The organism is Halomonas bluephagenesis (genome assembly GCF_054790765.1).
On sequence record NZ_CP133631.1, the window covers coordinates 3,181,813 to 3,200,736 of the forward strand.

General features: G+C 54.5%; 20 protein-coding genes. 9 read left to right on the plus strand and 11 right to left on the minus strand.

Annotated features, from left to right (window positions below):
* The first annotated feature begins 15 nt into the window (after positions 1-15).
* The 3 genes from REH51_RS14390 to REH51_RS14400 all read left to right on the plus strand — a co-directional run bounded on the left by REH51_RS14390 (position 16) and on the right by REH51_RS14400 (position 3,107).
* Positions 16-930 (plus strand): carbohydrate ABC transporter permease, encoded by a 915-nt coding sequence (locus tag REH51_RS14390; RefSeq protein ID WP_009722536.1) that lies wholly within the window; start codon positions 16-18, stop codon positions 928-930.
* The gene (locus tag REH51_RS14395) at positions 923-1,801 is read left to right on the plus strand and encodes a carbohydrate ABC transporter permease (protein ID WP_498936142.1); all 879 of its coding nucleotides are present in this window, start codon (positions 923-925) and stop codon (positions 1,799-1,801) included. The genes REH51_RS14390 and REH51_RS14395 overlap by 8 nt, the downstream gene beginning before the upstream one ends.
* 184 nt (positions 1,802-1,985) lie before the next feature.
* On the plus strand, positions 1,986-3,107 hold the full coding sequence (locus REH51_RS14400; protein ID WP_009722538.1) for an ABC transporter ATP-binding protein: 1,122 nt from the start codon (positions 1,986-1,988) through the stop codon (positions 3,105-3,107).
* A gap of 75 nt (positions 3,108-3,182) precedes the next feature.
* On the opposite strand, the gene REH51_RS14405 is transcribed toward REH51_RS14400, so the two are convergent.
* From REH51_RS14405 to REH51_RS14420, 4 genes are read right to left on the minus strand one after another with little or no spacing between them, the layout of a single operon-like run.
* Positions 3,183-4,214 (minus strand): YcjF family protein, encoded by a 1,032-nt coding sequence (locus tag REH51_RS14405; protein ID WP_498936144.1) that lies wholly within the window; start codon positions 4,212-4,214, stop codon positions 3,183-3,185.
* Positions 4,211-5,599 (minus strand): YcjX family GTP-binding protein, encoded by a 1,389-nt coding sequence (locus REH51_RS14410; RefSeq protein WP_498936146.1) that lies wholly within the window; start codon positions 5,597-5,599, stop codon positions 4,211-4,213. The genes REH51_RS14405 and REH51_RS14410 overlap by 4 nt, the downstream gene beginning before the upstream one ends.
* Before the next feature lie 4 nt (positions 5,600-5,603).
* Positions 5,604-5,792, minus strand: coding sequence for a hypothetical protein (locus tag REH51_RS14415; protein WP_009722541.1), 189 nt, complete (start codon positions 5,790-5,792; stop codon positions 5,604-5,606).
* 60 nt (positions 5,793-5,852) lie between these two features.
* Positions 5,853-6,722: a D-hexose-6-phosphate mutarotase gene (locus tag REH51_RS14420; RefSeq protein WP_009722542.1), complete on the minus strand. Its 870-nt coding sequence runs from the start codon at positions 6,720-6,722 to the stop codon at positions 5,853-5,855.
* Between the two features lie 131 nt (positions 6,723-6,853).
* Between REH51_RS14420 and REH51_RS14425 the strand changes: the two genes are divergently transcribed.
* From REH51_RS14425 to REH51_RS14440, 4 genes are all read left to right on the plus strand, one after another.
* Positions 6,854-7,096: a GlsB/YeaQ/YmgE family stress response membrane protein gene (locus REH51_RS14425; RefSeq protein ID WP_498936148.1), complete on the plus strand. Its 243-nt coding sequence runs from the start codon at positions 6,854-6,856 to the stop codon at positions 7,094-7,096.
* A 252-nt stretch (positions 7,097-7,348) separates the two neighbouring features.
* Positions 7,349-9,814: a DUF1266 domain-containing protein gene (locus tag REH51_RS14430; protein WP_009722544.1), complete on the plus strand. Its 2,466-nt coding sequence runs from the start codon at positions 7,349-7,351 to the stop codon at positions 9,812-9,814.
* A gap of 106 nt (positions 9,815-9,920) precedes the next feature.
* A complete protein-coding gene (locus REH51_RS14435; protein WP_009722545.1) occupies positions 9,921-10,559 on the plus strand; it encodes a C40 family peptidase in 639 nt (212 codons plus the stop codon).
* Positions 10,560-10,595: 36 nt separating this feature from the next.
* Positions 10,596-11,783, plus strand: a complete 1,188-nt coding sequence (locus REH51_RS14440; protein WP_009722546.1) for an MFS transporter — start codon at positions 10,596-10,598, stop codon at positions 11,781-11,783.
* Here the strand turns inward: REH51_RS14440 and REH51_RS14445 are convergent.
* The 5 genes from REH51_RS14445 to REH51_RS14465 are packed head-to-tail and all read right to left on the minus strand — an operon-like array spanning position 11,751 to position 16,606.
* Positions 11,751-12,383, minus strand: a complete 633-nt coding sequence (locus REH51_RS14445) for an ABC transporter ATP-binding protein (protein WP_009722547.1) — start codon at positions 12,381-12,383, stop codon at positions 11,751-11,753. The genes REH51_RS14440 and REH51_RS14445 overlap by 33 nt on opposite strands.
* Entirely contained in the window at positions 12,376-13,242 is an 867-nt protein-coding gene (locus REH51_RS14450; protein WP_009722548.1) for an ATP-binding cassette domain-containing protein, read from the minus strand. Before REH51_RS14450 ends, REH51_RS14445 begins: the two co-directional genes overlap by 8 nt.
* Positions 13,243-13,257: 15 nt before the next feature.
* Complete coding sequence (locus tag REH51_RS14455; protein ID WP_498936150.1) at positions 13,258-14,058, minus strand: ABC transporter permease; 801 nt, start codon at positions 14,056-14,058, stop codon at positions 13,258-13,260.
* Positions 14,055-15,035, minus strand: coding sequence for an ABC transporter permease (locus tag REH51_RS14460; RefSeq protein WP_009722550.1), 981 nt, complete (start codon positions 15,033-15,035; stop codon positions 14,055-14,057). Before REH51_RS14460 ends, REH51_RS14455 begins: the two co-directional genes overlap by 4 nt.
* Positions 15,026-16,606 (minus strand): ABC transporter substrate-binding protein, encoded by a 1,581-nt coding sequence (locus REH51_RS14465; RefSeq protein ID WP_498936152.1) that lies wholly within the window; start codon positions 16,604-16,606, stop codon positions 15,026-15,028. The genes REH51_RS14460 and REH51_RS14465 overlap by 10 nt, the downstream gene beginning before the upstream one ends.
* Positions 16,607-16,713: 107 nt before the next feature.
* Between REH51_RS14465 and nikR the strand changes: the two genes are divergently transcribed.
* A complete protein-coding gene (gene nikR / locus REH51_RS14470) occupies positions 16,714-17,115 on the plus strand; it encodes a nickel-responsive transcriptional regulator NikR (protein ID WP_009722553.1) in 402 nt (133 codons plus the stop codon).
* A gap of 71 nt (positions 17,116-17,186) precedes the next feature.
* Here nikR and REH51_RS14475 read toward each other — a convergent pair whose 3' ends face one another.
* Entirely contained in the window at positions 17,187-17,669 is a 483-nt protein-coding gene (locus tag REH51_RS14475; protein ID WP_009722554.1) for an FKBP-type peptidyl-prolyl cis-trans isomerase, read from the minus strand.
* A gap of 179 nt (positions 17,670-17,848) precedes the next feature.
* Here REH51_RS14475 and REH51_RS14480 point away from each other — a divergent pair, with 179 nt between their 5' ends.
* Positions 17,849-18,130: a hypothetical protein gene (locus REH51_RS14480; RefSeq protein ID WP_009722555.1), complete on the plus strand. Its 282-nt coding sequence runs from the start codon at positions 17,849-17,851 to the stop codon at positions 18,128-18,130.
* A 124-nt stretch (positions 18,131-18,254) separates the two neighbouring features.
* On the opposite strand, the gene REH51_RS14485 is transcribed toward REH51_RS14480, so the two are convergent.
* Positions 18,255-18,722: an outer membrane lipoprotein gene (locus REH51_RS14485; protein ID WP_498936154.1), complete on the minus strand. Its 468-nt coding sequence runs from the start codon at positions 18,720-18,722 to the stop codon at positions 18,255-18,257.
* Between the last annotated feature and the right edge of the window lie 202 nt (positions 18,723-18,924).

Here is an 18,924-nt window from a genome sequence, read left to right on the forward strand (position 1 = left end):
GCGAGGAATTATCTCATGAGCGAACCCACGACGCGCACTGCAGTGCGACCGACGGCGTCTGGCTGGCTGCAAGCTTGGCTACCACGCCTGGTGCTAGCCCCTTCTGTAGCGGTGTCTCTGTTTTTTGTTTACGGCTTTATGCTGTGGACCTTTGTGCTCTCTCTAACCAGCTCGCGCATGCTGCCAAGCTACGACTTTGTCGGTTTTGGCCAGTATTCGCGGCTGATGGCCAACGAGCGTTGGTGGGTAGCGTCCACCAATCTAATGGTGTTTGGCGTTCTATTTATTGCGATTTGCCTGGTGATTGGCGCACTGCTGGCAATTTTATTGGATCAGAAAATTCGCCAAGAGGGTGCGTTGCGCACGATTTATCTCTACCCCATGGCGCTGTCGTTTATCGTCACCGGTGTGGTGTGGAAGTGGCTACTCAACCCGCAGTTGGGCATCCAGGCGATGGTGCAAAGCTGGGGGTTTGAGTCGTTTCGCTTTGACTGGATCATTAACCCGGATATGGCGATTTATACCCTGGTGATTGCTGCGGTTTGGCAGGCATCTGGCTTTGTGATGGCGCTCTTTTTGGCGGGGCTGCGGGGTATCGATGACAGCATCGTCAAAGCGGCTCAGTTAGACGGTGCTAGCCTGCCGCGCATTTACTGGCGAGTAGTGATGCCTTGCCTGCGCCCGGTAGTGTTCAGCGCGGTGATGATTCTGGCCCATATTGCGATTAAGAGCTTTGACTTAGTGGTAGCGTTAACCGGCGGCGGGCCTGGCTACGCCACCGACCTACCGGCCACCTTTATGTACACCCATGCCTTTAACCGTGCCCAGATCGGGCTTGGCTCCGCCAGCGCCATGTTAATGCTCGGCGGCGTTCTGGCTATTTTGATTCCTTACCTCTATTCCGAATTAAGGAGCCGTAAACATGGCTAACGTGATTCGTCGGCAAACGCCCGCCGCGCGGCTTTTGCGTGCCGTGCTTTATGGCGTACTTATCGTGGCGGGGCTGTTTTATATCCTGCCGCTGGTGGTCATGCTGATGACCTCTATCAAGCCGTTGAGTGAAATTAGCGCGGGTACGCTGCTGTCACTGCCGCAAAATCCAACCCTTGAACCCTGGACGAAGGCCTGGGGAGAAGCGTGTACCGGTATGCGCTGTGAAGGGGTAGGTGGCTATTTTTGGAACTCCTTTGCGATTGTGATTCCGGCGGTGCTGATCTCCACCACGGTCGGGGCGCTAAACGGCTATGCATTGACCAAATGGCGCTTTAAAGGCTCTGAGTTGGTCTTCGCGCTGATGCTGTTTGGCTGCTTTATCCCGTTTCAGGTGGTGCTGCTACCGATGGCACAAACCCTGGGCTGGTTAGGGCTTTCCAGCTCACGTGCAGGGTTGATTTTGGTTCATGTGGTCTTTGGCATCGCCTTCACTACGCTGTTTTTCCGCAATTTTTATGTCGGGATTCCTAACGAACTAGTGTCGGCAGCGAAGCTGGATGGCGCGGGGTTTTTCCGTATTTTTTGGCGCATTTTATTGCCGGTTTCCGCGCCGATTATTGTGGTGTCGGTGATTTGGCAGTTCACCCAGATTTGGAACGACTTTCTGTTCGGCGTGGCGTTTTCGGCCCACAACCCCCAGCCGGTGACGGTGGCGCTCAACAATCTGGTGAATACGTCCACCGGTGTGCGTGAGTACAACGTCGATATGGCCGCGGCGATGATTGCTGCGCTGCCAACGCTGGTGGTGTATGTGCTGGCCGGAAAGTATTTCGTGCGCGGGCTGACGGCAGGCTCCGTGAAAGGCTAATAACAACTAAGTGAATGGCAGCAACCATTTCTAGACGGTCAGAAGCAGCCCTCGGCGGGGGCGCCGTGAAACCATCCATGGGCGCTACTTTCGCCATCCATGGCGAAAGACCCCCGCTACGGGCTGCTTTTGACCGATCCAACTAAGTGGAGTTTGTCAGTCGCTTTACAATAGGATTTTCATTATGGCAGCGTTAGAAATTCACAATGTGCGCAAAGAGTTCGGCAGCGAGCGGGTGCTGAAAGATGTCAGTATTTCGATTGATTCTGGTGAGTTCCTGATTTTGGTGGGGCCATCTGGCTGTGGTAAATCTACTTTGATGAACGCCATCGCTGGGCTTGAGCCCGTGACTAGCGGCAATATCTATATCGACGGCGAAGACGTCACTTGGCGCACGCCCGCTGAACGGGATATTGCCATGGTGTTTCAGTCCTACGCGCTTTATCCCAGCATGACCGTACGGCAAAACATCAGCTTTGGCCTGGAAATGCGCAAGGTGCCCAAAGCCGAGCGTGTCGCTGCCGTAGAGCGCGTGGCCGACCTGCTGCAAATCTCTCACCTGCTTGAACGTAAGCCTGCCCAACTTTCCGGTGGCCAGCGCCAGCGGGTGGCGATGGGGCGGGCGCTGGCCCGTGAGCCTAAGGTGTATCTATTTGACGAACCGCTATCAAACCTGGACGCAAAACTACGGGTAGATATGCGCACCGAGATTAAAAAGCTCCACCAGCGCTTAGGCACCACGATTGTTTACGTCACCCATGACCAAGTTGAAGCAATGACCCTGGCTGACTGTATTGCCGTGATGCGCGATGGTCATATTCTTCAGCTTGGCAGTCCCGATGAGGTGTATAACAACCCAGTCGATATGTTCGTCGCGGGCTTTATGGGCTCACCATCGATGAACTTTATTCGTGCGACGCTGGAAGCGGCGGGCGATGGCTATGCATTGCGGATTGCCACCCCTGACGAAGACGATGTTCTGCTGCCATGGCCCTCTGAACGCAACGCAGCGGGGCTCGTTGAACAGCTGAATAAGCCGATTATCCTCGGTCTGCGACCAGAACACTTCAGCGAAGAAGATGTGCGGCTAAGTGAGCAGGCGGAAGGGACGTTAATGGAGGCCAAGGTAAGCGTCGTTGAGCCGACCGGTGCCGATATTCTGCTACGCCTGCCGCTCGGTGAGCAGGAAATCACTGCCAGAGTAGGGCCTAAATGCGCAATTGCCCCCGGCGAACGCCTGTCGCTGCGAGTCGATATGGCCCGCGCAGTGCTGTTCGATGCCGAGACTGAACAGCGCTTGGCGTAAATAAGTCGGCCTCCCACAAAGGCATTCAGCGCTACTTTGTGGGAGGGGGCGTTCGCTTACGAAATGCGCTTACTTTTAACGACGCGTGGCGGGGGCAGTGTCTTTACCCAGCCGTTTGATTTGCCGCCACAGATCTTGGCGGAGGTCGGCCAGTTTGGGCTGTTCTTCTGGGGTAAAAGCCACAGGGCGACATAGACGCTGGGCGCGAAGCCCCAAACGGGCGCTCAGCAAGCCGGTTGCCAGGCCTTGGCCCGCACGGGCGGAAAGCCTGCCTGCCAAGTCAAGTGAGAGCATATCCATACTGGCATCGGTGGCCAGTTCGCTGGCTCCGGCAAAGGCCATGTTGTGCAGCACATTGCGAAAAAGCCGCAAGCGACTGGCATAGCCTAGTTCCAATCCATAAAGTCGGCAGAGTCTGTCGACCATGGCAAGGCTACGCCAGGCCACCAGTGCCATATCCACTAACGTCAGCGGGCTGATAGCCACCATAATGGCGGGTTCACCAGACATACGGGTAATCAGCCGTTGGGCTTCGCGGTCGCGGGGTGCCAGTAGGTGGTAGCGCAGCAGCGTTTGTATCTCTTCACCGCTGTGGTGAGACTGGCAGGCGCGTTGAAATGCCAGCCAATGCGGGTCATCGTCGCTCAGTTTTAGCTGGCGCTTAAGCTGCTCTGCCATGGATTGGGCTTGTTTGGTAGAGCGTTGTGGCAGTTCGGCTAAGTCATGGCGTAATCGGTCGTGGCGCTTCAAGCGGCGCAGACGGCCAAGCTCTTTCAACAACGACAGTCCGCCTAAACCAATCAAACTAATGCCAAACAGCTGCCAGGCCATGGTCATCCACTGTGACTGGGAAAAGGCGTCCGGAATGCCGGTGGCCAGTTCCACGGTGCCTAAAGTGGCGCCTCCCGCCAGGGCAAACATCAACCCCCAGCGGCGTTTGCGGGGTGTACCTAGGCTTGCTTCTGGCAGTGCTTTGATGTCTGCCTGGGTGGTCAGCGGTTGATGCGATTCAGTCGCTGCAAAGCTCTCACGCTGACGCAGCTGTTCTGCGCTGGGGGCGGGTGTTTCATCCGTCTGGAAATCCCGGCGCGGCTGAGGGTTGCTCATGTCAATTTATCTCCAATCAGCCAGTCGATAGCAGCGTCCATACGGATGTGCGAAAGCGCTTCGCTGTCAACGGACATCGGGCGAAAGCTGGGGAAATCGAAGCCCTGATGCTGCCAAAAGTCGGGTTTCGGTAGTCGGTTGGGCACGTCTCCTGGGTAGACCAGAACGTCTTCGCCTTCCAACGTGGTGCCTTTTAGCGCGGGCGTCCGCTTACCTTCGTGGAGTACTTCCCTGGCGTCGGTAGCGCGTATGGCTGCCAGTGACAATGCCTTCACCGGGATGTCGGCAAAGCGCAGGTCTTTAAGCGGCTCAGCAAGTAACGCCTCTAGCAGTTGCACAATATTGCCGTGCTGATCAGGCGTCACGTGGTCAGCTTTGGTCGCAGCGATGGCGAGACGGTCAATTTTCGGCGCAAACAGGCGCGTCAAAAGGCTGCGCTTGCCGTAATCAAAGCTTAGCATCAACTGGCGCAGCGCCTGGGAAAGGTCTTCAAAGCGTTCCGGCCCGGCATTAAGTGCGCCGAGCACATCTACCAATACAATCTGGCGATCAAAACGGCGAAAGTGATCACGATAAAAGGGCCGTACCACTTGCTGCTGGTAGTACCGAAAGCGTGCTGCCAAGGTGGCGTAAATACTAGTATCGGGTAGTGCTTCCAGGGGTTCTTTTGGTGCTTTTAATTCAGGCAGCGGAAAAAATTGCAGTACTGGCGCGCCATCTAGCTCACCTGGAAGCAAAAAACGGCCCGGCTGGAGATCGGAAAATCCTGCCTGTTTGGCCCGGCGAAGACCTTGGGCATAAGCATCAGCAAGGGCTGCCAGTTTGGCTTCATCAGCCTCGGCGGCAGGGTCTAGTTGTTCAGCCTCAGCTAGCCATTCGCTGAACAATACCTTCCGGTGCGGCCCTTCATGGAGTGACTGCGCTTGGCACCAGCTATAAAAGTCGTGCTGCAACAGGGGTAAATCCAGCAGCCACTCCCCTGGGTAATCGAACAGGTCGAGGGTTAGGTGGGCAATATCCGGTGTAAACCAGCCCTGTTGAGCAGGACGGTAGCGTAGCTGCAAGCGCAGCTCGCTAATGCCACGGGTGGGTTCTGGCCAGCGTGGCGGAGTATCACGCAGCGCCGCCATGCCAGGGTCATAGGGGAACCGCGGCACGCCAAGGTCGGGCTGGTTCAACCGTTGTGCGCCTAGCAAGCGCCCTTCACGGGCAGCCGGTAGCAAGTCTAGTTGAGCCTCCACTCCAGCGTGGCGCAGCTGGTTAACCAACGACGTTAGAAACGCGGTTTTCCCTGCTTGAGACAGCCCAGTTACGGCCAGCCTTAATTGCCGATCACGGCCTCGCTCTAATAAATTGCTCAGTTCGCGACTTAACGGCTGGCGCATCCTATTAATTCCTTATTAATACAACCTGGGAAAGCATGGGGAGGGTGGCGATGATAAACCCGACCACGGCGACGCTATACCCTGGCCAGCGACGCTGCATTTTCTGCGCAAGTGTTAAGCCAACTAAGCATACCACCATGCCTATCAGGTTAAAGGCAAGCGTGGCAGCCTCCAGCCATTGCTGTGGGTCCATCGTGTCTCCCTTGAAAATAGTGGTTGCCTTGATGATAACAAAGCGTTGATGAACCGAGGATTAACCGCGGCTTAATGTCGTACCTAACAGGTGTTGTGCACCGGGTACTAGCCATACTGGATCCAGGCGGGTATTGGCAGCTTCGACACAAAAAAAGTGGCGTGCCGCGTCGGCAGGCGTATCGCTGGGTAACTCGCTATCTGGGTGCCACACCACGGTAGAGTCACTGGATTGTTTGGCAATACGAAGCGTACGCTGGCCGTCGCTCAACAATACGGCTTCGTTGGTGTGATAGATACGGTCGACGGCTCCGCGAATGGCCAGCGTGCCTTGCTGTTGGTCTTCGGCAAAGTCGCGCAGTTTGTCTAGATAGCGTGCGCCTGCCAACCCTTCCAGACGGCACTGGTGTACATCATTAACAGCTAGGTAGGTATGAAGTGCACCGCTGATTTTGACGGGTGCTTCGCCAATGTTTTCGCTGATCAATTCGACGTTCAAGCGTTGTGCGTTAGCTTGAATGACCACGCGTGCGGATAGTTGACTATGCAGGGAATCAACAGGAGAGAGATGAACTTCAATACCTTCAGCATGATCATCCACCGCATCTAAGCGCCACTGAGCGTGACGAGCAAGCCCGTGGAAAGGGCCGTTACGATCAGGGCTTTCATCGGCATAGCGCTCGTCGCCAAACCAGGGCCAGCATAGGGGGATGCCGCCACGAATCGCACCAGGAAGCGCCTGTGGTGTTGGTGTGACCCAAAGCCAGCTAGTGTCGTCAGTGGGTTGAAAATGCAGCACTTGGGCGCCCTGTAGGCTAATCGCCATTTCTCCCCAAGCCATCTTAAATAGCGCTATGTCGCGCCCTTGCCAATTTATCTGTTGGTAGCCGTCTACATCGGACAGTAATTGCTTGAGAGAATCGGGAATCATAGGGGGTCCTTGTTCGGAAGGGCATCAAGTGGGCAGAACAGTCGCGCCGTGTGCTATGGTAGGACAAGCAACTGTTGTAGGTAAAACGTTGTAGGTAAAACCCTGACTAAAGTGAAAATCAAGGAGGCACTATGGGCTTTATTGCGTGGTTGATCATTGGTGGCTTTGCTGGCTGGATCGCTGGCAACATCATGCGTGGCGGTGGTTTTGGCATTTTGGGCAATATTGGTGTCGGTGTTGTTGGTGCGGTGCTTGGCGGGTTTTTATTTAGCCTGTTAGGACTTCAAGCGGGTGGCTTTATCGGCTCGTTGGTGACAGCAACCGTCGGTGCAGTCGTGTTGTTATGGATAATCAGTAAAGTTAAAAGCGCTTAGTGTAGCCAGCCCAGTGCATTATTTGCTGCCCGGCCTTGTGCCGGGCAGCGCTGTTTTAAGCGCTCGGTTTTAGCCTCGTTTTACATTTCTTCTCTATCGGCCTTAGCGCCACTTTCCGTTACACTATGTCCTTTTAGCAATGCCATTTTGACGGTGTCATTGTAACGACGTCTCTTTTAGGCGGCCTCACTTAGTAGGCTGCCAACTCTTTTTTGTTTTTATTAATAGCTTCCTGTTTCTTAGAGGTGTCTTTTGGCCGATGCACTGAATGCCTGGTGGGCTCAACAGCTCGTGCTGTGTGATTGGGCCTTTACGCCGCACCCGCTGACGGTGGATGCGGGAGCGGCCGAACAACGCCTGCTACAGCTGGGTATTGCGCACCGTGGCGAGTTGGCTGATCAGCTCTTTTTTGCGCTGGATGCCCCAGCCGGTGATGCTGACCGATTATTGGGAGCGCTAGAATGGGCGGCGCTAGCAGGCGCGGCAGGCTGGCTGACACAATTCCAGGCGCAAACGTGGGCGCACCACATTACGCGTCGTATTACGTCTGATTACAGCGACCTGCGCGCTTGGCTTTCCGACTTGCGCCGGGCGCTGGGCGTGAAAGGGTGGGAAACCGGCGCTGATGACCGCTTTATTGATGCCTGCCAGGCGTTAGCGGATTTAGAAAGCGAAGGCGAAGGCATCACTTGGCAAGCTCTTGAGACAGCATTGACGCGATTGCCAGACCCGCAGGCGCTCTGGCCAGAAGGCTCATCAGCACAGCCATGGCGTCTATGTGCTCTGTTTCGCTCTTTGATCAGCCATCCAGCAAGTAGTGCTGACTGGCCGGACGCCCCCCAGTGGCTAGCACGCATCTGGCAGGTTCATGACCGCGATCAGTTGCTTGAAGTGATGTTGTGGTTAAGTGCCCAGGGGGAGCGCCAGAGCTGGGATATCGAAGCTCGTGAGCTACTCACCATGGATCATGCTCAGCGCCAAGAGTGGCAACGAAGTGCTGTTGCAGATGCCCCTTATGCACCGGTATTGACTACGTTTGTTAGCCAAGGCGAGCCACTGGAGTGGGCCGCCTGGGACTGGCTACGACTGGTGGAATTGGCGTGGGCAGGCGCTTGCTGTGGTTGGTTAAGCCAAGCGGAGGCTGATGATCTCGCAGCACATGCAGCTGATTTAATAAGCCGCCGTTACCATGATTGGTATGCGGTGCTGAAAGCCTATATGCGTGGCCAAAGCCTGTTTGAAGGAGTTGATCGGCGTGGTATGACGCCGAGTACACGCCATAAGCTGCTGATGCAGGCGCCTCATAGTCCGTGGAAATGTCCGCTGAGCTCGCTGCTGGATGAGTCAACACTCAGCGCCTCCCGTGAGCGTATTAAACAGTGGAGAAACACCTCCCATCATTGGTTACTGGCCCTGGCTAGCGTGCGAGAGCCTGATGTGATGCTACGTCAGTTGAATCCCTCAGCGCCGATTTCGGAGCAGCGCCGCGCGGATGCGGCGGTCTATCTTCAGGATTCGCTAGGTCTGCATGCTGACGAGGGGCACCAAGCGCTAGCGCGCTATTGGCTGCCTGCTCAAGCGCACCATCTTAATCAGCTTGCCGCAGATGCTGTACACGGCGTTATGCCACCGTCACAGACACCTTTTGGCCAACCTACGCCTGACGAGCTAAAACAGCGTAATGCGGTAAAAGGAGTTAGCCGCCATGCCGCCACTATTCATCTGGCAGAGAAGTTCGCGTTCTACTTGCATATGGCGCTGGATAGCAGCCTGTTTGAGCGAGAGCCACTAATGACGCATGCCAGCGCTTTGCGTAGTTGCCTGTGCCGCTTTTATGCCACGCCAAAGCGTCTGCTAGAAGCATGGTTTGCCTGGGAGAGCTGCCTACCAGAGCCTGAGCATGATTCACTGATTAACGAAATTGCTTGGCATCTAGAAGACCCCGGCAGTCTTTTTCACTGGTTGAATTGGCGCCCTGATGCGTGGTGTGAACCCGGCGAACGGCCAACGCTAAGTCACTTCACTGCCATGTCGCTGGTTGGGCCTCTCAACAGCGCTGTGTGGAGTGAACCGCAAGTGGAAAGCTCCAGAGAGTGCACCGATATCCGTGAATGGGTGGAAAGCCATTATCATCTGACCAGTGCTGATGACATGCAGGAATTTTTAACCTTTATGCTCGAATCTGGGGATCGTCAGGAGTATCAGATCAACTATGCGCCCTACACGCTTAACCCTGAGCGCCTAGATGCCGAAATCGCTATTTTAGAGTCGGGTGATTGTGCCGAAGAGGAGCATCATCACCTGCTACGCTTGCGTCGGGTACAGAGCAATGAAGATGGCTGTAACGACGTGGATATGGCTGCCTGGGATATTGCTCAATTAGTCGATCTCGCGATTGCTGCGCGCCAGCTTGGTTGGTTAGATCGGCAAGCTTTTGCTGAAGTTCTGGATCGTGCTTATAAGCTGGCGGCTGATCACTATTCTGGCTGGCAAGAGTATTCCGCGGGAATGTACGCCGGTTTTTCGTTTTTTATGGGCGAAACACCCGAGCGAGAAAGTTTTTTGGCGGGGTTTCGACAGGCGTTAGTTGCTTGGTTGTGTGGCGCGCCAATACTGGCTGGACCCTGGGCGAGCCTTGATTTTCCTGGCAATAAGCCGCGCCACTTTGCGCCGCTGCATATCGACACGTTACCGGGCGATCAGCGGATATTACATTGAAGCTCGCCAAGCATAGGGTAATTAGCTTATAGTCCAGGGTTTGAAAAAAATGAGTTTTTTCAAACGTCATTCCCATAAACATTTCTATTGTTACGAGGTTAATCGCATGGTTGCGTCGCCACACCCCGCTGTGACCGCTGTCCGTGTTGTAAGTGTTTGTGCTGTTGTCGCTGTTTTAGCTGGTTGTGCGGGCTCTGCCTCACGCCAGGGCATGGAGCCACCCGAGAATTATTTCTCAATGGCGCTGCCGGGATTGGCAAAAGGTGAAAGCCTTGCAATGTCTCCGGTCAGTAACGCCACTGGCCAACTGCGTAGCCTTCAGACGCCGCCACCTACGATCATTCGCCAAGCGCTTTTAGAACAGCATCAGCGATGGGCAGGGACGCCGTACCGAATTGGTGGTACCTCGGAGCAAGGCATTGATTGTTCTGCTCTGGTAAGAAATGTTTTTCGTGACACGTTTAATTTAGAGCTGCCACGCTCTACCTATGATCAAGTACATGAGGGACGCCCGATCGACCGCCAAGAGCTGCAGGCGGGCGATCTGGTCTTCTTCCGTCCCCCTGGCCAATACAACCATGTGGGCATTTATGTAGGCGATGGCCGCTTTTTACACGCTTCCTCTTCCAAGGGGGTAATGATCTCCCGTTTGGATAACAGCTACTGGCAGCGCTATTATTGGCAGTCTCGGCGCGCGCTAGAGCCGACCAACCTTGCCCAGCTTAGTAGCCGCTATATGCAGTAAATGTCTGCTATTAGTTTTGTATAACGTGGACACCGCATGATTGAAGCTAGAACGCGCGCCTGGTGGCGCGCGACAGCGGCTCTTTGCTTGGGGTCGTTCCTCGTTTTTATCAACTTGTATGTACCGCAACCGCTGCTGCCCGGTCTGAAAGACACCTATGGGGTTTCTACCCTAGGTGTTAGTTTCTTGATGTCTGCATCAACACTCTCCCTTGCCTTCGCGCTACTCGTATTTGGCCCTCTTTCTGATGCGATTGGTCGTGAAGCTATTATGCGCATCACGTTGCTATTAGCAGGCGGGTTCTCCCTCGCATTGGCCTTTGCACCTACGTTTGAAAGCTTATTACTACTGCGGTTACTGCAGGGCTTTGTGCTGGGAGGGTTGCCTGCTGTTGCCATTGCTTGGATGGGGGATGAGTTTGAAAAACCTGCCTTACTTAGTGCGGTTGGCTTGTATATTGGCGCCAATTCGTTGGGCGGTATTGGTGGCCGAATTGTAGGCGGTGGCGCGGCGGCTTTAGGTGGCCCCTCAGCGGCGTTTTTAGCCGTAGGGATTATGACGGTGGTGGGGTGCGCGGTTTTTTGGCGTTTGCTACCCAATAGTCGGGCCTTTACACCCAAGCGCTTCAAGTTGCGGCAAGCGGTTGCTGGTCTGCTCGGGCATTTGCGCACGCCGGTGTTATTGGCGGCTTATTGCCTGGGCGGAATTAACTTTCTAATTTTTATCAATCAGTACAGCTATATTACGTTTCGCTTGGCTGATAAGCCCTATCAATTAGCGGCTAGCAGCTTAGGATTGATTTTCCTGACTTACCTGGGCGGTACGTTTGGTTCCACGGTTTCAGGCCGATTAGCAGGACGCTTTTCACCCGCGAGCTGTATGAGCGCGGGCATTGTTATTTTAATGTTGGGCACAGCGGTAACGCTGGCCAATTCTTTGCCGCTGATCATCGTTGGTTTAACCATTAACGCGTTTGGTTTTTTCTTAGCGCACTCACTGGCCTCTAGCTGGGTAGGGCGCTATGCCCAAGGTGCACGGGGCAGTGCCTCAGCGCTTTACTTAGTATTTTATTATCTTGGGGCAAGTGTTGGTGGGTTTTGGTTAGAGCCATTTTGGCGCTGGGCGCAGTGGCAGGGCGTAGCGGTGGGGTCTTGGTTACTGCTTTGCGTCACGCTGGCCATTAGCATTGGTTTATTGCGCTTCGAGGGTCGTGAGCGGCGCTAGCGTGCCTTGCACTAAATGGAGTCTTTGAGTGCATAATCGGGCTAGCAGCGCTGTGTCATGGCTGATCACTAACACGCCAAGTTGGTGACGGTCGGCAACTTTTCTCACCGCCTGCCATAGTTCCACTTGGGTGATAGGGTCGAGCATGGTTGAGATTTCATCTGCAATCAGATAGCGCACGCCGGGGGCTAACGCTCGTAATACACATACCCGCTGTAATTCTCCGCCAGATAAGGCGCTTGGAAAGCGAGATAGCCAATCAGGCTGAATGCCAAAGTCCTGCATCAATGACTCGGAAGGACACCATGCTTCGCTGAGAAGTTTCTTTACTCGCCAGCGCGGGTTGACGGCAAGTTCCGGTGATTGCGGTAACCACTGTACCGGCCGCAGCCCATAAGTGGGCAATGGCTTACCGTCGGCGTAAATCTCACCCTGTTGGGGTGGCAGTAAGCCAGCCAAGAGTTTACCGAGCGTAGACTTGCCCGCCCCTGAGTCACCGCTTAGCCCCAACCATTCACCTCGTTCAAGCTGTAGTGAAAGTTGTGCTAATAGCGGTACTTGTGAATGGAACCCAAAGGTGAGTTTTCGCGCATCAAGCAATGATTGGCTCCTTAGCAAGGCCCGAGACGTCAGCAAGGGTAGCGCGCTCGTTGGCATTTTTATTGGCGCTCATATGAGTGCTAAAGGCGTTGTCGGGTAGAGCGTTCCATAGTGCGCTAGCATAGGGGCTTTTAAGCTGTTCCCCGTTGCCTTGAAAGGCGCTTGCGTGGGTGGTTTCAATGCACTGCCCTTGGCGTAGTATTGTTACGTGGTCGGCAATGGGTAACGCATTGCGCAAATCATGGGTAATTAGCATGACCGCCTTTCCCTCAAGTGCAAGCGCCTTTAAAGAGGCCAATACGCGGTCGCGCTGTTGAGGATCCAACCCTACGCTTGGTTCGTCGGCAATAATCAGGCTGGCGCTACCTATCTGGGCCATGGCGGCTAAAACGCGCCGCGCCATACCGCCTGAAAGCTGATGGGGGTAAGCCTGCTGGGCATGTTGATTGAGCTGGTAATGGTGTAGTGCGCGTTCTGCGTTGTGCCAAGCGACTGTTTTGCTTTGCCCTGCTCGGCGAGCCGCCCAGCTGACTTGGCGTTGGCTGCTAACGAGGGGGTCCAGGGCATTGAGTGATTGCGGAATAAGCGCTAGCTGGCGGCCTCTTAGCTGGCGTTGGCGCTCAGTAGTCAACCGTGTATTTTTAAAAAATAGCTGACCGCTAGTTTTTGCCCCTTCCGGCAGTAACCCCATAATCGTATAGGCTAGCAGGCTTTTCCCCGCACCTGAGGCGCCAATCACCGCATGTATTTCACCGGGTTGTAGGCTTAACGACAGGTTATCAACGCAGGTGGTCCACTCTCGTCGCCACCACTGCTTGTAGTAGGGCAATTGCAGGGTTAGGTTTTCTATATTCAGCACGCTAGCTTCCTCCCGTTATAGAGCGCGACGTAATTGCGCCGCTAAACGATCAATCGATAGCACCATCAGCAGTAACCCCAGACCTGGAAAGACCCCCAACCACCAAAAGCCCCCTGTTAAGTAACGCATGGCATCGGCTAGTAATACCCCAATAGCGGGCTGGGTAGGGTCTAAACCCACGCCCAGAAAAGTCAGTGCGGCTTCATGCAAAATGGCGTGAGGAAACAGTAGCAGCGCGCCAACAATGCACTGGGGGAGTAAGTGGGGGAGTAAGTGGTGTACCAAAATAAAGCGGCGGCTTTTTCCTAGTGCCTGAGAAATAGCGACATAGGGGGCATGGCGTAGGGATAAGAGTTCCGCCCTCAGTATTCTGGCTAAGCTTGGCCAGTGGGTCAGCGCCACCGCAATAATCCCCGCCTGTGTACCACCGCCTAAAGCAAAAGCTAACAGCAGTAGTAATATCAGATGCGGTACGCTTAACAGCGTGTCAATTAGCAGGCTGACGAGAGTGTCTAACGTGGTTGAAAGAGTGGCAAGCGTCGCTAGCGTTAACGCAATCAGTGTGCCGAGTAGCGCGGCGCTTAGCCCGACCCAAAAGCTGAGCCTTAGCCCAGCAAGGGTTCGCGCCCACAACTCGCGACCCAGGGCATCGGTGCCCAACCAATGGTTGGCACTGGGTGGCATAAGGCGAGCATCAAATTGCATTAGTGCTGCGCTATTACCCGACCACCATGAGCTGCTCATCAGCACAACCAACAGGATGAGTAGTAGGCTAATATAGCCAGCGGCAGCTAAGCGTGGTTGCGCCACCTTCATGGTTGTTCCTGTGCCATACGTGGGTCGATAAGTGGATACAGGCTATCTGCGATCAGATTGCCGACACTGACAAACAGCGCGGTAAACAGCGCTATCCCAAGAAGTAAGGGAACATCACTACGTAGTCCCGCTTCAACAGTGGCTTGTCCAAGGCCGGGGTAGGCAAATACCTGCTCAATTAGTATTGAGCCGCCAAACAACTCTCCCAGCGAAGCAAAAGCGAGCGTTAGTGCCGGGAGACTGGCATGACGTAGGCCATGACGCCAGGCGATATCTGATCGGCTGGCTCCTTGGGCAAAAGCGTGAAGGGCGATGTCGGAGTTCATCAGCGCTATCATGCGTGCGCGGGTATGAAGGGTGACGGTAGCGATGCCTAGCAGGGCCAGTGTCGTTATCGGTAGTATCAAATGGTGTAATCGCGTCAGCGTGCTGACGTCTTGGTTGAGTACTCCTACAGGCCCGGCGCAGCAGGTTGGCGTCCAGCCGAGATGAACGGAAAACAGTAGTACAGCCAGCATGCCAAGCCAAAAAGCAGGTGTTGAGGCGATTATATAGGCGTAGCCACTAATCAGCCGGTCAAGTAGTGAGCCTTCTTTAGCACCTGCGATAACACCCAGCGCAAAACCGACAAGCAACGACATTAGCCAAGCGCTACCCAGCAAGATAAAAGAGCGTTGGAAACGCTGGCTGATAACCTCGTTAACCGGTTGATTGTAGATATGGCTCCAGCCTAAATCGCCACTTATCAATTGGCTTAGCCAATGACCAAATTGAACGGCAGGCGAGGTGTCAAAGCCCCATTTTTCTGCGATCAGTGCGCGCTGTTCGGGGCTTACCTGCGCCATTTGAGGGCCAAGATAGGCATCCACAGGATCAATAGGTGAGAGCATGACTAACCCAAACGTCACTATCGCAACGCACAGCAATACCAATGCTAGCCGTACTAAACGGCTGGCCAGTGTCTTAATCAATCGCACGTCCAGCGCCATTCAAGCAGGTTGGCGGTAATCGGCCAGCCGTGGCCGTGAGGAGCAATGCCTAACTCTCCAAGATCCAGACAAGTGTTGGCGGCATATACATGGGTGAGGTTAACCATCCATGCCCAACTAGCATCGCCTCTAAATCCATAGCCCGTATTGCCATCCCATTGGGCGGCTTGCCAATGGCGGTTAGCTTCTTCTGCCCCTGCGGCCGCTTGAGCGGCTTCTAGGTGGCTATCCACCGTCGCGTTTGAGTAGTAGCCACTGTTATAGAAGCCAAATCCTGCGTGCTGGCTATGAAACAGGTAGTACACCTCTTGTGGGCTGTGACTGCCAAAGCCGAACACAATGGCGTCTTGGTGCAATGCTTCACGCTGTATTTCGTCCCAGTGGCGCCCTGTCGGCTGCATCTCAATGCCCGGGGGGCGTACCATTTCGGCGCTTACCTGAGCGAGCAGTTGGCGAGTGGTGTCGCTGGCAGGGTAGGTTAAGCGAAAACGTGCGGGCTGGTCGTTTTTATAGCGTAGCCCGTCGGCACGGCGTTCCCAGCCTGCGGCATCAAGTAGCGCATTGGCGCGTTCACTATCGGGCGCTGCAAAGGCTTCGTCATCAAGGCTCCAAGGTAGCCCATCGGCAGGGGCGAACGCGGGACGCCCAAAGCCATTAAGGGCGACGTCAACGAGGGTGTCTCGATCCAGGATAAGGTTAACCGCCCGGCGAATCGCACCATCGGCAGTTACATCGTTGCCGATAGGAGCGCCGGATGGGGCCTGCTCGCCTGTGGCAGGCTGCATAGGGAACAAAATTCCACGATTATCAACGCTTTCCATCGCAATGCGCTGCATGTGAGCAGGTAGGTTGGTGGCTAGCGCTGGCGGTACGGCAGCAAGGTCGAGCTGCCTGGCATGGGCCGCGCTTAACGTAGCCTCCTCGCCAGTAAATACAAACACCAGCCGTTCAAAGGCCGGCAAGGTGTCATGAAAAAAAGGGTTTCGCTCAACGATTAGTTGCTCACCCTCTTGCCATTCAACTAAGCGATAAGGGCCTGAGCCTATCGGTTGTCTGCCGTAACCTTCGCGATAACCGTTTTCTCTGCTGGCGTCAGGAACGATGCCAAGCGTCATCAACTGATCGATAAAGGTAATACGCGGCGCGCTTAAAGAGAGTTCCAAGGTTGTATCATCGATGGCGCTCGCTTTGTCCAGTGCGCTTAAATCGGCCCGGCCGCCTGCTTGCTTTGCGGCATTAAAGGTGTAAGCAACATCCTCGGCAGTCAGCGGTGTGCCGTCGCTAAAGCGGGCATCACCGCGCAGGGTGAGTGTCCAAGTGAGCTGATCTTCTGACAGTGTCCACGCGGTAGCCAAACCGGCTTCTGGGGTGAGGTCACGGCCGCGGGTCAGCAGTGTCGATTGAAAAAGAGGGCTACCGTACTGACCCCAGCCAAGTAGTGGATCGAATCCCTGCTCGGGCTCGCCGCCTATTGCCAAGACCAATTGCTCTTTGCTGAAGACAGGGGAGCTAAACGCGACGCACGTAGCTACCAGACCCAGTAAGATAGTGCGACGCATGAGCCCTCCCTTAGTTCATCCGTATGATGTTTTTACAATAACATCATACTTTCAGGGCTGGAAGTCACTGCAGCGCCACGCTTGCGAAGTTAGTTAAAGGAGAGAATATGCAACGGGTAACGGTAACGCTGGATGAGGAGCTGTTGAGCGAGGTCGATGAGTTGATGCATGCACGCGGCTACCAAAACCGCTCAGAGGCGATACGCGATTTAACACGGAGTGGGCTAAAACAGGCCAAGGAGGAGGTCGCGCCCGAAGCGCCCTGCATGGGAGCGCTAGTCTATGTGTACGATCACGCAGCGCGGGACTTATCGAAACGCTTAACCCGGCACTCCCATGATCATCACGATCTAACGCTATCGACGCTTCATGTGCATATTAATCATGATAGCTGTCTGGAAGTGGCGCTATTAAAGGGGCAGGGTAGCGCGTTGAAGCAGTTTTCCGATGAAGTGACATCGTCACGTAGCGTGCGCTATGGACAGTTAGTGATTATTCCTGAGGAGTGAAGAGGGAAAGTGGAGGAGCGCCCATTAAAAAGGGCGGCCCTGGGCCGCCCTATAGACATGCGTTAAGCAACTTAGTGCTCTACGCCGCCTTCGCCGTGCACGTGGCCGTGCTCGACTTCTTCCTGGCTCGCTTCACGAACGGTTGCAATCTCAACATCGAAGTTAAGGTGCTGGCCAGCTAGCGGGTGGTTGCCATCAACCACAACCGTATCGCCTTCAACTTTCTTGACGGTAACCATCAGTGGGCCGCCTTGAGTCTGGGCTTGGAACTGCATGCCCGGCTCAATGCTTTCAACACCTTGGAACGCATCGCGGGGTACTTCTTGCATCAGCTGTTCTTGAACTTCACCGTAGCCCTCTTCAGGGGTTACTTTTACGTTCAGCTTATCGCCTTCGGCACGGCCTTCGAGTTCTTTTTCCAGACCCGGAATAATGTTGCCAGCGCCGTGTAGATACGTCAGCGGCTCACGGCCTTCGGAACTGTCTAGCACTTCACCTGCATCGTTGGTCAGGGTGTAGTGGAACGCGACAACCGAGTTTTGCGCAATTTGCATTTAATAACCTTTCGGTGAGTGCATGTCCCAACATGGTAACGCGTGAGAGCTCGCTTGTCAGGGGGTAAGCAGGCTTTTTCCTCCTCTCACTCCTTTGGCGCTATTGCGCCACGGAGTAACCGGGGATACCCTACGACAACCTCTTTTCCCCCTTAAGACAACATTCACTGGAGCTGGTTATGACGATCTTCTTGATTTGGGTTATCGCCTTTGTGCTAATCGCCTACTTTGCGAACAAACGCTGGGATAGCAGTGTCAGTCAGGGGCTGGATAAAATGCTGCCTGAGGTATTAAAAACTCATGGTGAAAACCGCTATTTATGGGTGGTAGCATTAGCCGTATTGGGTGCCACCACGCTAGTTCGTCCTGTCGATATCCTTCTGGTCGTTATCCTGTTGACCATTATCGGTTTAATTATTGCAAAGCTGGCAAACTGGGCGAGTAATAAAGTCACCCATTAAATTATGCCTTGTTAGCCATTAACGAAGGCGACAAAAATGCCCGGCCAAGTAAACTTGGTCGGGCATTTTTTTCTGTTACGGCGCTACCTGCATTATTGGGTAGGAAGCGCTTGGTAAGGCGTGCTTAGTAGGGAGCTACACTCAAATTAGCGCCGCTACCGATCAGGCGAACACGTTGACCTGCTTGATACTGGCGGGCAGCGCTCTGAACCACGATGACATCAGTGCCGTCGTCGCGGCGAATTTCCATTTCTAGTGCGTTAATGCGGTTTGCGCGATCTTCCACTGCGGTACCGGCAACTGCGCCACCCAATGCACCAGCGACGGTCGCTAACTGACGACCAGAACCACCGCCAACTTGGCTGCCCAGCAGGCCGCCGATGACCGCACCGCCACCACCGCCCAGTAGGTTGCCTGTACGGCTATCTGCTTGGATTTGTACGGGACGAACCGCCACGATGGTGCCATAAGTCACGCTTTGGCCTGTTTGCGCTTGATTGCCACGGTACACATCACCTGAATAAGGCGCAGTGTTGGCACAGCCTGCCAGCGTGAGAATGCTCAATGCCGCAATAGGTAGTAAACGTTTCATTCAAACCTCCAGTGTGTCTTGGCCCGCATGGCTGCTAAGCAGCAGCGGTAATACGTAAGCTAGTTATAGAACAGCGTTCGTCAAAGATAACCTAAGCAGCTAGTTTTGACTAGCCATCAACAAGAAAGATCACGGTTTAAAGTGTAGACAAGTATTAAGAAAGCAATGTGTAAAAGCGTGCACAATGCTTGAGAAGGAGGGG